Origin of the sequence: Paenibacillus sp. FSL L8-0158, from assembly GCF_038592965.1 — a bacterium.
Classification (GTDB): Bacteria; Bacillota; Bacilli; order Paenibacillales; family Paenibacillaceae; genus Paenibacillus; species Paenibacillus polymyxa_D.
In genome coordinates this window covers 4,206,914-4,220,437 of sequence record NZ_CP151949.1, presented here as the reverse complement: position 1 = coordinate 4,220,437, position 13,524 = coordinate 4,206,914, and the positions used below count along the sequence as shown (strand labels likewise).

General features: G+C 44.3%; 13 protein-coding genes. 8 read left to right on the top strand and 5 right to left on the bottom strand.

From position 1 onward, the window contains the following. Positions 1-2 precede the first annotated feature (2 nt). Both NSQ68_RS18610 and NSQ68_RS18605 read left to right on the top strand, forming a co-directional pair. Positions 3-1,382, top strand: a complete 1,380-nt coding sequence (locus NSQ68_RS18610) for a HAMP domain-containing sensor histidine kinase (protein ID WP_342426825.1) — start codon at positions 3-5, stop codon at positions 1,380-1,382. 214 nt (positions 1,383-1,596) lie between these two features. Continuing rightward, a complete protein-coding gene (locus tag NSQ68_RS18605) occupies positions 1,597-2,664 on the top strand; it encodes an ABC transporter ATP-binding protein (RefSeq protein ID WP_013311421.1) in 1,068 nt (355 codons plus the stop codon). Positions 2,665-2,809: 145 nt separating this feature from the next. Here NSQ68_RS18605 and NSQ68_RS18600 read toward each other — a convergent pair whose 3' ends face one another. Then, positions 2,810-4,093 carry a pectate lyase gene (locus tag NSQ68_RS18600; protein WP_342426824.1) on the bottom strand — a complete coding sequence of 428 codons (1,284 nt, stop codon included), beginning with the start codon at positions 4,091-4,093 and terminating at the stop codon, positions 2,810-2,812. Between the two features lie 380 nt (positions 4,094-4,473). Between NSQ68_RS18600 and NSQ68_RS18595 the strand changes: the two genes are divergently transcribed. Beyond that, positions 4,474-5,211 carry a cyclase family protein gene (locus NSQ68_RS18595; protein WP_342426823.1) on the top strand — a complete coding sequence of 246 codons (738 nt, stop codon included), beginning with the start codon at positions 4,474-4,476 and terminating at the stop codon, positions 5,209-5,211. Positions 5,212-5,372: 161 nt separating this feature from the next. On the opposite strand, the gene NSQ68_RS18590 is transcribed toward NSQ68_RS18595, so the two are convergent. After that, positions 5,373-5,786 (bottom strand): DUF4183 domain-containing protein, encoded by a 414-nt coding sequence (locus tag NSQ68_RS18590; protein WP_013311418.1) that lies wholly within the window; start codon positions 5,784-5,786, stop codon positions 5,373-5,375. A 446-nt stretch (positions 5,787-6,232) separates the two neighbouring features. On the opposite strand from NSQ68_RS18590, the gene NSQ68_RS18585 reads away from it, so the two are divergent. Next, on the top strand, positions 6,233-6,874 hold the full coding sequence (locus NSQ68_RS18585; RefSeq protein ID WP_342426822.1) for a DUF4183 domain-containing protein: 642 nt from the start codon (positions 6,233-6,235) through the stop codon (positions 6,872-6,874). A gap of 39 nt (positions 6,875-6,913) precedes the next feature. Here the strand turns inward: NSQ68_RS18585 and NSQ68_RS18580 are convergent, their stop codons facing one another. Beyond that, positions 6,914-7,141 (bottom strand): hypothetical protein, encoded by a 228-nt coding sequence (locus NSQ68_RS18580; RefSeq protein ID WP_342426821.1) that lies wholly within the window; start codon positions 7,139-7,141, stop codon positions 6,914-6,916. A gap of 220 nt (positions 7,142-7,361) precedes the next feature. On the opposite strand from NSQ68_RS18580, the gene NSQ68_RS18575 reads away from it, so the two are divergent. Then, positions 7,362-7,946: a TetR/AcrR family transcriptional regulator gene (locus NSQ68_RS18575; protein ID WP_342426820.1), complete on the top strand. Its 585-nt coding sequence runs from the start codon at positions 7,362-7,364 to the stop codon at positions 7,944-7,946. Between the two features lie 74 nt (positions 7,947-8,020). Continuing rightward, positions 8,021-8,602, top strand: a complete 582-nt coding sequence (locus NSQ68_RS18570) for an NAD(P)H-dependent oxidoreductase (RefSeq protein ID WP_165149593.1) — start codon at positions 8,021-8,023, stop codon at positions 8,600-8,602. A gap of 150 nt (positions 8,603-8,752) precedes the next feature. Here the strand turns inward: NSQ68_RS18570 and NSQ68_RS18565 are convergent, their stop codons facing one another. Beyond that, complete coding sequence (locus tag NSQ68_RS18565) at positions 8,753-9,082, bottom strand: hypothetical protein (RefSeq protein ID WP_013311413.1); 330 nt, start codon at positions 9,080-9,082, stop codon at positions 8,753-8,755. Between the two features lie 213 nt (positions 9,083-9,295). Continuing rightward, positions 9,296-10,489, bottom strand: a complete 1,194-nt coding sequence (locus NSQ68_RS18560; protein ID WP_342426819.1) for a glycoside hydrolase family 5 protein — start codon at positions 10,487-10,489, stop codon at positions 9,296-9,298. A 378-nt stretch (positions 10,490-10,867) separates the two neighbouring features. Between NSQ68_RS18560 and NSQ68_RS18555 the strand changes: the two genes are divergently transcribed. Together NSQ68_RS18555 and NSQ68_RS18550 are read left to right on the top strand one after the other, a co-directional pair. After that, a complete protein-coding gene (locus NSQ68_RS18555; protein ID WP_342426818.1) occupies positions 10,868-11,890 on the top strand; it encodes a substrate-binding domain-containing protein in 1,023 nt (340 codons plus the stop codon). Positions 11,891-12,212: 322 nt separating this feature from the next. Next, positions 12,213-13,463, top strand: coding sequence for a PTS ascorbate transporter subunit IIC (locus tag NSQ68_RS18550; RefSeq protein WP_029515625.1), 1,251 nt, complete (start codon positions 12,213-12,215; stop codon positions 13,461-13,463). Positions 13,464-13,524: the final 61 nt, after the last annotated feature.

The window sequence follows — 13,524 nt, the reverse complement described above, 5'->3', positions numbered from 1 at the left end:
CCATGCGTACGATGAGAGCTAAAATACTGCTTTCCCTGTCCATCGCCATGCTTATTACTGTCTGTATTACGGTGGTTTTATTCATCAGGCTTATCGACGACATTCTGGTGAATCAGGCCAAATCCAAGCTTCATGAGCAGGCGCGCAAAGCCGTCCATATTATGAGCGACGGAGGCTTTGATCGACTGGATAATGCTGAATTGAACTATGTTATCAAGGGCGTGCTTTTATCTGCCGATTACTTTATTTTAAGCACGGATAACCGCATCATCGACTCAAGCGTCTCTGGAATGGAAGGCAAAAAGATCGAACATTTGCTTTTGATCCGCCAGGGATTTTTTGCATCGGTTCATCCGTCTGCCCAGGATCTGACCGCTACACATGAAGGGATGGCTGTGCTTCAAGGTAAAAAGGTACTGTTTACGAATGAAGAATTGCCCGGACAACCTTTTCGTATTTTTGTATACTCACCCTTATCTTCTTTGAGAGCACTGTATGTACCTTTAATGAGAACCACATTACTGTCTATCATCGCGGGTTTTTTAGTGATTCTCGTCATTGGTCTGATGGTGGTCTCACGTCTGGTGCGTCCGCTCAAACGATTGAAAGAGGCGGTTGGCAACTATGAGCCGAATCAGCCGCAGGATAGTGATTTTCCACAGGCGGATAAAAGTGAGATTGGCGAGCTGATCGGCACCTTTCATTCCATGTCCGCCCGTATTCAGCAGCACCATCACGGTCAAATTGAATTTCTACAAAATGTATCTCACGAGCTAAGGACGCCGTTAATGTCGATTCAAGGCTATGTATATGCCATTCAGGATCAAGTGGTATCCCAGGACGAAGGACTGAGTATCATCAAAGTGCAGTCCCAGCGGTTAATTGACATGGTGGAAAAGCTGCTGCAGCTATCGAGGCTGGAGGCGCTGAATGAAGAATGGCCTGTCTCTCTGGTTGATCTTAGAAGCATGGCGGAGGATGCTGTTCATCTATTGATGCCGGTGGCTGCTGAGCGTTCTATCTCGCTTCGAGTGGAGGGAGAGGGCCTGCATGTGGCCGTTCCGGCCGAGCAATTGTTCCGTATGATATTGAATTTGTTGCAAAATGCAGTTCGGCACACCTCTACGGAGGTTGTCATTCATTTGGAGACAGGGACAACACCGGAGGTTGTATGGGTTATACATGTGGATGATGATGGGGAAGGGCTGACCGAACAAGAGGCAACCGAGGTGTTCGGAAGATTCTATGCGGGCTCGAATGGTGTCACAGGTCTTGGATTGGCTATTTGTCGTCAAATTGCTACCCGGTTGAATGGAGAACTACTCTGCGCACGTTCGCCATTGGGTGGAGCACGCTTCAGCTATATTCAGCGCATGTTATAAATGAGTACAAAAATGGTTAAAAATGATCGTTTTTTCGGACAAACATTTCATTTATCTAACATCGAATGGAAGTTTTTCGGTAATATTTGAGATATAGCTTGACTGGTAGGTACTAAACTGAGTAAAATTAATCGTATATACCTTGACTCATGGACGTCGTTTTTTTAGATAGTGGTCAATAATAGTGATGAATAATAAATGAAAGAGTGATGAGATGAACCGCCTTTTGGAAGTGAAGGACTTAACGATATCTTTCAAGACCCGCCAGGGACTAGTGCAGGCCATTCGTGGCGTAAACTTTCATGTCAATAAAGGAGAGACGCTGGCGATTGTGGGCGAATCCGGCTCAGGTAAAAGCGTAACCTCACAAGCTGTTATGAAGTTGATTCCGACCCCTCCGGGCATTTATCAAAAGGGTCAAATTATGTTTGACGGACAAGAGCTGATTAATAAAACGGAAAAGCAGATGCAAAAAATTCGTGGTAAGGAAATTGGCCTGATTTCTCAGGACCCGATGACTTCGCTTAACCCGACGATGAAAGTGGGCAAGCAGATCACGGAAGTGCTTTTCAAGCATGAAAAAATATCCAAGGATGCTGCTCGCAAGCGGGGTATTGAGTTGCTGAATCTGGTAGGTATTCCACATCCTGAACAGCGTTTTAACCAATATCCGCATGAATTTAGTGGCGGTATGCGTCAACGTGTCGTCATTGCAATGGCATTGGCCGCTAATCCGAAACTTCTGATTGCCGATGAGCCGACGACGGCGTTGGACGTAACGATTCAAGCTCAAATTTTGGAGCTGATGAAGGATCTTCAGAAAAAGATTGATACTTCTATCATCTTTATTACTCATGACCTCGGTGTTGTGGCGAAGATGGCGGATCGCGTTGCCGTTATGTACGCAGGGCAAATCGTGGAAACAGGTACGGTTAATGAAATTTTCTACAACCCGAAACACCCATATACATGGGGCCTTCTCGCTTCTATGCCAAGTTTGGATAGTCATGGTCAGAAGCTGGCAGCTATCCCGGGAACACCTCCGGATCTGCTTCACCCACCTGTAGGGGATGCTTTTGCAGCCCGCAGTTCTTATGCTATGAAAATCGACTTTGAGAAAGAGCCTCCACTCTTTCAATTATCCGATACGCACTTTGTGAAATCATGGTTGCTGCATCCAGATGCGCCAGCGGTTGAGCCGCCTGAAGCGGTAAAGGCTAAACTTCGCAAGCTGGATAACGCATTTGAAAAGCCGGTTTTGGTAGAACAATACGGCAGTTAATGCGCGTTATAATTTGTAATTAAACAAATGAGAAATAAAAAAGGGCTGTTCTCTCCGTGTGGAATCAATCCACGGAGGAAACAGCCTTTTTGGTGTAAAATCGCAGGTTGTATGCGCCTGTGATTATTTGTGTTAGCGCCAGTGTTTACAGCTTACCGGAACCGGCTTGGGAAGTGACTTCTGCCTTCACACTGGCGGATGGGGAAATTTTATCGTTCAGCGATGGTTTCCAGCCTACAGAGGAGCTAAGACCCGCGCTGGAGCCTGCGTTAACAGCTTGTCCATTCAGGATTGTACCCGTATCTGACAGGGCAGTTCCTCCAAAGACAGTCACGATTTTAGCTGCAGATAAACCGGCAACGTCAATGACATTGTTTTCGGCGAAGATTTTGGAGGATTTACCTGCGCCCCATATATACAGTGAAGGATATTCGGAGCGTTTTACATCACCTGTATAGTAATTGTTGTACAGATGGACTTGTCCATACCGCACGCGTGGTGTGCGTTGTACCGTGTTTTCATAATAATTGTGATGCAGGGTTACACGTAAAGTCCCTTCATCTGCTGTTTTACTGTCGCTGTTGCCAATAATCGATGATTTATCATGATTGTAAAAATGATTGTAAGAAACCGTAACCAGATCGCCCTGGTTAATCACATCGAGAAGCCCATCATGATGCTGGTATTCTTGACCGTAAAAGGTGCCGTTTTGGCTATCTGGGCGAGATCCATCATTGAAGGTATTGTGGTCTACCCATACATGTGTGGCACCGTTAATTGTAATGCTGTCATATTCCGAATTCCAATTGCCTGTGCTGCCGTCCGTTGGGTCCCATTGAGGAAAATAATCGTAGGCATCCTGGAACTCAATATTACGGATAATGACATTGTCTGTCCCTTTTTTTAGTTGAAGGTTCGCGCCGTTAATGACGGCATTGCTACCCTGACCTACAATCGTTGTATTAGAAGGAATCTCAATGACGACACGGCTGGCCTGATTTTTTTGTGAAGCCTCACGTGCCTTTTCCAATGTGCCGGACGGAGCCTTTTTACCCCAAGTGGATGGATCATAAGCTTTGAGGTAGGCGTCAAAATCATATTTAGAGTCCTTGTAATCGTTCAATCCCAACGGCTTGTTATTGTCATCGACGTTGGCGTTGATCGTGCCTTTGACATAAATGATTTTAGGCGCTGTGTTGCTGCTTTTGCCTAAGGCATCGACAAGTTGTTTGCGATTCGTTACGGTGAAAATATTGGAGGTAGTCGCCGCAGCTCCACCTGTTGTGCCTGTAGAAAAGGCTGCCCATCCGTTTTTGCTGCCGAGCGTCTCCTTGCCAATATCGCTGGCTGCATGAGCAGGTGCACCTATAGGAGCCAGAGTACTGAACAGTAGAGCTGCTGCGATTCCGAGTGAAAATCTCTTTTTCATAAAATACCTCCGTATATTGGATTAATGGAGTAGATGAACGAAGGGAGTCCCGGGTGCTCCTGTGGTTTCTACATTTTCTATCATACTTCGCATTCCAGTATTTGTTAATATAATAAAAGTTACATACTAAAATTTTTGTCGAATTTTTTATATAATTCAATAGACCCCTACTTTTTCCAATCAAGACGTATATGTAATAATGAAAACGTTAACAATCACGCGGAATAGGAAATGTATATATGAATATATGGAATTGTTTTTGTGTTTTTTCTCAAAATGTTAACGATTTCAATCTATACATTCTGGAAGGTCGATTTATAGATTTTTGCAGAATCCTCAGGTAAAATGGCTTGTAATAAAGCTGAGGAGGAATGGGCATCATGGCAGAGCATTTAGCAGATATCTTGAAGTTGTTGAAGCAAAAAGAGTGGGTAGATTTGTCCCACGCTTTTTATCCTGAAATCCCTCATTTTCCAGTATTCGATAATGTTCAGGTGGATACCCTGTTTACCCACGACGATGGCTTTTTTGTAAAACAATACTGCTTTCCAGGTCAGTATGGGACTCACATTGACGCACCCGTTCATTTTGTGAAGGGCAAACGTTACTTGCATGAGCTTTCATTGAAGGAGCTGGTTTTGCCGCTCGTTGTCATTGACCGTTCAGCAGCCGTTGCAGCCAATTCTGACTATGAACTTACGGTTGCGGATATTTTGGACTTTGAGAAAGAGCATGGACGCATTGCTGATCAGTCCTTTGTCGCTTTTCGCAGTGATTGGAGCAAACGTTGGCCTGATTCAGATGCCTTCTCGAACAAGGATGACGCCGGAGGTGCACACTGTCCGGGCTGGTCGCTAGAGGCGCTACGCTTTTTGGTAGAAGAACGGAATGTGGCTGCCATTGGACATGAAACGCTAGATACGGATTCTTCTGTAGCTTATCGCAAAGCTGGCAAGCTGGTAGGGGAATATTACATATTGGAGCAGGATCGGTATCAAGTTGAGGTGCTGACAAATTTGGACAAGTTGCCCCCGACGGGCGCGGTCATATATAATATCGTTCCGAGCATTCAAGATTCCCCCGGATTTCCAGTGCGCTCCTTTGCTATTTTGCCTTAATCATACAGTACCCAGTCATTTGAAAACGATTGTATATTCATCTTGAGCTTAAAAGACCGATTCAGATATCGACATCTGAATCGGTCTTTTCTAGCTTATACGGGGTAATGTACAGTGTGAATGACCGTTCAGTCCATCTTGAATCAAAAGGATGAAACGTCTTAAGTGATAATTGTTACGGTAGGGGCAGAGATGGTGGGCTGAGTTGATATGGTGGAGGTTGTGCCGCTAAAATCAGATATTTCTATGACAGCGGGGACACCTGGTGTAATATCTACAGAGGCAATGACCAGACTTGCCGTGGTCAGGGTGAATAAGGAACTCTGCTGAATAACTCCATTAATATAATAATTAGCAGAATCAGTAGCCGTTAATGTTGGTAAAGCAACTACTGGAGCGTCGGCGTCATCTACGAAGCTTGCAGCAGGAATAGTTGTTGTTGTTGCTCCGATCATCCCGGCTGTAATGGTTGCAAAAAAACGAGTCACGGCTGGGGTTACAGTCGTGCTTATGGCACCACCAGTTGCTACGGGAGCAGTAGCTACTGCTGTGTACACAGGTTTTATGATGGGCATAGTTTTCATCTCCTTTCTTTACTGGTATGAGCCATTCGGTGGCTCTTAATCAATAAATGATTTCTCAACCTATTCGGAAACGGCATATTAACCTTTCTATTAATAATAGGGTGAATGGAGAAGGCCTATTTTGCTACAAATACAGATGGAAGCGAATACTTGGAATCGGCATCCTACAAATGCCTAAAACCCTAAAGGGGGATATGCATACAATACATAAATAAGCATGTGAGAAGGAGGTGTATACGACTGGTATGAGGAGACGCGATTCATCACTAAGAAGGCAAGGAAAAAGAACCGTACATTGCAAGATCAACAAACGTAAAAAGTGTAAAACAAGTTATTCACTCAAAGGTAGAACAAAAACGGGGTTCCATACCAAAAAGCATCCAAAGCTAATCATGCAACGGAGATGTAGAAATACTCCTACCAAGCGGAGGCGGAGAATGGGCAAGACGGGAAAGCCGGGTGTTCCGGGTTCGGCAGGAGCACAGGGCATTCCTGGTTTGACAGGGAAGCAAGGCGAAGCCGGGTTAACAGGGGTACAAGGTATTCCAGGTTTAGCAGGAGCACAAGGCATACCGGGAACTGCGGGAACACCGGGAGTCCAAGGAATACCAGGAATACAGGGTCCAGCAGGAACACGGGGAGCGCCAGGTCCGGCTGGCGTCCAAGGTAGTTCAGGTGCAACAGGTGCACCCGGCCCTACTGGAGCACAGGGCATAGCGGGCCCTACCGGAGCCCAAGGAATAACAGGCCCAACCGGTCCGGCAGCTGACATTTCAAATATTGAAATTATACCCATAGCCGAGCGATATTTTTATTTTGCACCTGCTACAATTGAGTCTTCAATCACGATTATGGCGGATCAATTTTCTGTAGATGGTGTACAGGAGCCCTTTCAGCGGTTTAATGTCGGAAGCAACAGTTATGCCAATCTATACATTAATGGAATGATACAAGAAAGCACATTGTATAGACTGACACCTGAATCGCTGACGATTCGCCTTAGCGAAGGGGAGGCAATTTCCTCCGGCATACCTATTATTGTGGAAATTGTTCAATTTAGTGTGCGAGCCAGTGGATGATACGGTTTGCGATGTAATCCCTCATTGCGTTGATTTCTTCTATGGACAGTGCGTGGGCCGCTCTTTGCGGTGAGGCAACCCAGAGGCAGATACAGCTGTTTCTTGGGGCAACGAGCCTTTGCGTCCGACATGCCAAAGCTGAAGACCGATCTTGGAGCCTAATGGATGGCATGCACGACTTTTTGCAGCGGGGAAATGTGCTCGTCGCTCATATGCCAAGACGCCTGAGCCTTTTCCCTGCTGGGTGACTGCATGCACCTTAAGCATAATGAGTCCCACCTGCCCGAGCGCCCGTTTTATTCGCTTACATATCTATTTTATATGAATAAAATGAGGCGATACACGTATCATTTAACGTCATGTTCATTTACTTACAAAACGTTGTATTTTGAGCTAATTATAATAGATTTTAAATTAAGCATATAGACAGGATGAGCATGCATAAATATGACTTGCATTTTGGTTAGTTTTCACTTACTATAATTTTATGAACAAGAAAACACATATAGACAGCAAAAAGAAAGATATTCTGCAGGCAGCGATGTGCTTATTTGCAACCAAAGGAATTGACGGGATTTCAGTCAAAGAAATTGGAGAGGCTGCCGGTGTGACGGATGCCGCGATTTATAAGCATTTTAAGAGTAAAGATGCGATGGCCTTGGAAGTATTCGGACAGTATTGTAATAGCTACACCACCTTAATTGACTTTTATCGCAAGCAAAGTGGGAGCTTCGTCAGTCGTTTCCATCAACTGGTAGATGAAGTGCTGAATATGCATGATGAGGACCAGTATGGTTTGCTTCTACTATCACAGCATCATGAGCTGTATGTTGAAGCAAGCCAGAGCCAGAATGTGCGTCAGCCGCTGGAAGCGTTGACTGAATTCATCAAACAGGGGATTCAACAAGGTGAACTGCCGAAGCAGGATGTTCAGCTATCCGGTGTGCTTATCATTGGAGCCATTACACGCTTGTCCGTGTCCAGCTTGGAAGGTGAACTTCCACAGCAGTTGGTTCCATTTGCAGCAGAGGTCAAACAACGTTTAACTGCTTTATTAAGTAAAGGTCAGTAGTGACCTTTTCTTTTTAAATATAAAGTTAGTGTTTTCTAACTAAAATCATAATATGGAGATAGGAAGTGGCTTATATGTCTAAAAAAATATTAGTGATTCAAGGGAATCCGGTCGCTGGCAGTTATGGAGAAGCGCTGGCTCAATCCTATGTTAAAGGAGCAAAGGCAGCAGGGGCAGAGGTTCGTTTGTTGCAGCTATCCGCGTTGGACTTTAATCCAAATCTATTAGGCGGATATCGTAATAAATTGCCGCTGGAACCTGATTTGATCCAAGCACAGGAGTCGATTAAATGGGCAGAACATCTTGTTTTTGTCTTTCCAATCTGGTGGGGTAGCTTGCCTGCATTAATGAAAGGCTTCATTGACCGTACCATTATGCCGGGGTTTGCGTTTAAGTATCAAAAAGGAAAATCCTTGCCTGACAAGCTTCTAAAAGGAAGAACAGCTCGCCTCATTACAACAATGGACGGTCCGCACTGGTACTACCGATTTTTCCAGGGACAGCCTGGGCATCGGATGATGAAGGATTCCACGCTGCATCTATGTGGTGTCAAACCAGTGCGTTCTACGACCATTGATCTTATGAATAAGTTATCGGATCAGCAGCGCAACGATTGGCTGAGCAAGGTGGAGCAGCTGGGGCGAAACATGAGCTAGGTTTTCACCTGCCTGCCCCAAATCCATTGGCCTACAGGTAAACGATGGGGGTATCTGATCATAATTGACCTGCGAAAAGGAAAAAGACCACAATGGGAGCAACTGGCTCGCATTGTGGTGATTGGAATAGCTCATGTTTTGAAATCAACGTTATATAAATATCGATGCAACGATTAAAATAAATCCGATCGCTAGACCGGCAGGGCCCCAATAATGCATAGGGATAAAAAACAGACTGTGCTGGGTTCCCATTCGATAGCGTTGCCCCGTTTCCATATCAACTAGCACTTTGTCCGAGTCGGCGTTAAGCGCTTTTCCCAAGTACCAGATAATAACCCCCGACACAATGAACACAAAAGCCATCGGCAGCCGGGAATCTATGGAGTCAAGCCCTAAAGCGGATACTAAGCTCCCGACAATAACAAATAAAATCCCTGGAATAACGATGTTTAAAATACCAAAACCCTTCCAAACAATCACATGAATACTTCCTTTCTGAATTAAAATCCAACATATGTATTTATCGGTTGAAAGAGAGATTTAGTTTACAAAATGACCCATTCAATGGGGAATTTACAATGTGTAAAACTGGAAGAACAAAAAAAGCCGTTTCTCCACATCTTCATAGCCCAGCATAATCTGGCCTGAAGGAGGAAAATTGGCTTTTTCAATAAGTGAAGTGAAGCCCTGTGTCTATTCGGCTGCTGCTTTCGCTTGCTCCGCTACGGAAACAACAGGCTTCATAATTCTACTCAGCATATCCTGCTTCGGACGATTCCAGGTAACCCAGTCATCCAGCAGCAGACCGCCTGTGTCGCCGCTATTCGGATTCAGGGACCAGTACGTAAAGTACAGGTTGTTGGCACCAATATAGTCTACGAGTGCATTTTGCCATTTCCCCTCAGGAGTAGACAAATCAACATTACGACCGCCGAATTCACCGACCAGTACCGGAGCTATGTTTTGCTTGCTGATGTAGCCCCAGGTTTGATCCCAGATCGCTGGCAGGTTGGACGGGAAGGCCGGGTCGTTGAACCATGGCTGCGAAGACACACCAGGGCCGTAATCATGTGGAGAATATACGACACGGTTCGGTACGTCCAGAACGACAGGATAGTTGGCTACACCTGTCAGGTTGCCACCCCACCAGTATTGGCTATTGTTGCCTTGTACATTGTGGTCTACACCTTCTACGAGAATCAGCCAATTCGGATTCACGGACAGAATCGCATTCCCTGCACGTTGTGCCGCCAGACGCCAGTCTGTGGAGGCATTGCCTGTACCCCAGCTTGCTTGACCGTGTGGCTCGTTGTGCAAATCCGCACCAATGACGGTGGGGTTGTTTTTGTAACGCTCAGCTAACATTTTCCAGTCACTAATCCAGCGAGACTCAGGGTACTGGGATGTGTACCACAGCTCGGATTGCCCACCTGAGCCTGGACGGTGACGGTCAAGGATAATCTGAATACCGCGTTGTCCAGCTTTTTCGATCAGCTTGTCCATAATTTGAATCGGGGTTAATCCGACCAGATTAGGGTTTTTGTGATAATCAATACTGTCTGGACGGGAACTGGAATCGAACAACTGATTGCTGTAAGGCAGACGAATCAGATTGTAGCCTTCTTTCTTCACCTGATCCAGCATGTCGTCCATTGAGCGGCTCCACAGTCCATGCAAGGTGTAATTAGGAGTTTCCAGACCGAACCAGTTCAGGCCGTTAAATGCCGCCTCTTTCCCGGATTCGTCTACAATCTTGTTTCCTTGGGTGTGGTAATATCCTTTCACACTGGCTGCATCTGCAGAAGCGGGAGTATAGCCATACAGTGTGAAGCCCATTACGAGGGAGGCAATGACGAAAAATGTTTTTTTTAATCCTTTTTTCTTCATAATTCTGCTTCCTCCTTTATTTAAAAGAATTTGTAACCGATTACATTTTCATTTTATGTTCAAATCTTCCATCAAACAAGTTCATAAAATTCGTATATTTCTAAGATTTCGTTCGAAATCAATAGATTTATAACAACGGATTATCAAGCTGAGTAGGAAAGTTCCTCTTGTAAAAGATTCGTGAAGGAGTTTCCACCCCGTATTTTTGGCCGCGCTTGTATATGAGGTAGAGGCACGCTCTAACTCTTTTTTTATTATATTTTCCTGCTGTAAAAGAAGGTATATAATAAAGTGAAATTCACTTTACATACAGGTTGCAGAATATATATATTTGAAAATTAACATGCCTGACATGCAGAAAAAGAAAGGAGGGTAATTATGGCAACAACGATGAAGGAAGTTGCAGAACGTGCCGGGGTGTCGAAGAGTACAGTTTCGCAGTTTCTGCAAAAGAGATACAACTATATGAGTGAAAACACCAAGAAGAGAATCGAGCAAGCGATTGAGGATCTCAGTTATATACCCAATGAGGTGGCACGTAGTCTCAAGCAGAAGAAGACCTTCATTGTAGGGGTTATTTCTTCAACCATTTTATCGAGATTTACAACAGAAGTTGTGCGTGCCATTGAAGATGAATGCCAACTGGAAAATGTCCAGGTCATTGTCTGCAATACCGATGATGATTCGCTCAAAGAGAAAAAGTATGTCCAGTCAATGATTGCTCGGCAAGTGGATGGACTTATCATTTTCCCGACGGAAGAGAACAAGAAATTATATGTTTCCCTTGTCAAAAATGGCTATCCCTTCGTGTTTGTGGACCGAAAAATCGATGAAATCAGCGTAGACACAGTGCTGCTGAATAATGAAAAGGCCAGCGAGCTTGCGGTTGAAGCACTCATTGAGTACGGTCATAACAACATTGGCATTATCACGTTCCCCTTAGGCAAAAAAGCGATCACCACACGAAGTGAGCGGCTGTCAGGTTACCGAAATACGTTGGGTAAACATAACATCCCAGTGAATGAAAAATATATCAAAAGCGGCAGGTTGGATGAAATGCCTAATCTGATTGGACAACTATTCCACATGGAGAACCCGCCCACCGCAATCATTGCTACGAATGACATGATTTTGGAGCAGGTGCTGATCTTTGCCAAAAATAATCATCTATCCATACCTAATGACTTTTCCTTGATTGGCATAGATGATGTATCCTTTGCGTCTTTTTATAATCCGCCGATCACAACCGTTTCCCAGCCGAGTTTTGAAATGGGGAAAAGAAGTGCCAGGCTACTGCTGGAGAAAATTGATCAAAAAGAACAGGATTATAAGGAGTTGTCAGAAATCATCCGAATGAATCCGGTCATTAACCACAGAGAATCTGTCCAAAAACTGAACTGAATGATTGAATAAGTCCTTTTCATCTTTTTGAAAACGTTTTTATGGATTCTATTGTAAAAAGAAAATAAAGCGCTATAATGATCTTATGATTCGAGTCATGAATACCCTTTCATTTATGTGTGTCCTGATTTTTAGTGATGTTGCGATTGAAGAGAGGGGAGGAATGAAATTTAAACGAATAATGTATGGAGTGAGTTGTGATTTAATTCACAAAAAACTGATTCTGCTTCTTTTTACATTCCCGAGAGGGAAATTTTTTTCAAGTATTACTAAATCGATTTAGTAAGAATGAAAAATAAATAAAAGAAAGTCGGAGATCACTATGGAAATGTTTATGAGCATTATCAGGGAGCCATCCATCATTATCGCGATTGTGACATTACTCGGCCTTATATTCCAGAGGAAGAAAGTATCCGAGATCATCACGGGAACTACCCTTTCTTTTATGGGCTTCACCATGATTAAGGTCGGCGGCGGCATTTTAGGTGGAGTTCTCACTAATTTCAGCCAAATTTTTTCTTATGCGTTCAACCTTAAAGGTGTCGTACCAAGCAATGAAGCCATTATGGCACTGACCATTGATCAGATCGGGGCGGATGCTGCGCTCATTCTGCTCTTTTCCATGATCCTTAACATCGTGCTTGCACGCCTGACCAAGTTCAAGTATATTTATTTGTCTCTTCACTTGATTTTGTTCATGAGCTTTGCCGCTACGGCCGTTATGAAAGGTCTGGGTCTCAGTTCGCTGACTACGATCATCGTCGGTTCTTTGGTCATTGGGAGCTATATGGCGGTGTTTCCTTACCTACTCCGAAATGCCAGCAAAAACATTATCAAATCGGATGATTATACGATTGCTCATGCTTCCATGACCTCTTACATTCTAGGTACCTATCTAGGGAAAGTTTTTGGCAACCGTGAAAATGACACCGAAAATGTAAAAATTAATGATCGCATCAGTTTTTTGCGCGACCCCAATGTTGCAACGACCTTGACGATGCTTGTGCTTTTGCTGGTATCAGGACTGGTTGCTGGTTCTGATTATGTCAGCAAATTATCGGATGGCAAAGAATATATCGTCTTTATCCTCGAACAGTCAGCTATTTTTGCTGCCGGCTTGTATATCGCAAAAGCGGGTGTTAAGCTGTTCACAACTGAAATTGTACCCGCTTTCAAAGGTTTCTCCCAAGTGTTCGCACCTGGAGCCATCCCTGGTGTGGATGTTCTGGTACTGTTCGACAAATCACCTAATTCCGCGTTGGTAGGCTTCTTAGTCAGCTTCTTCACAGGCGTTGCCTGCGTCTTTCTTTTCCCGTTTGTTGGATTGCCTGTCATTGTGCCAGGGATCATGGCCTGCTTCCTCGCTGGTGGTGCAGCCGCGATATTCGGCAATTCCAGCGGTGGTTTTAGAGGAGCTGTTATTTCCAGTTGTCTTAATGGATTCTTGCTCTGTCTGCTGCCGGCTCTCACCTTGCCGCTCTTTTCTTTTTTGGGTGCCGAAGGGGTAACGTTCGCCGATCCCGACTTTACTACCCTTTCTGGAGTACTCTGGCTTATTTTCCGTTGGTTTTAAACTAAATCGATTTATGAATTTTTTTAAAAATAACTCATCTAAATAATTTTTGTTTTAAAAG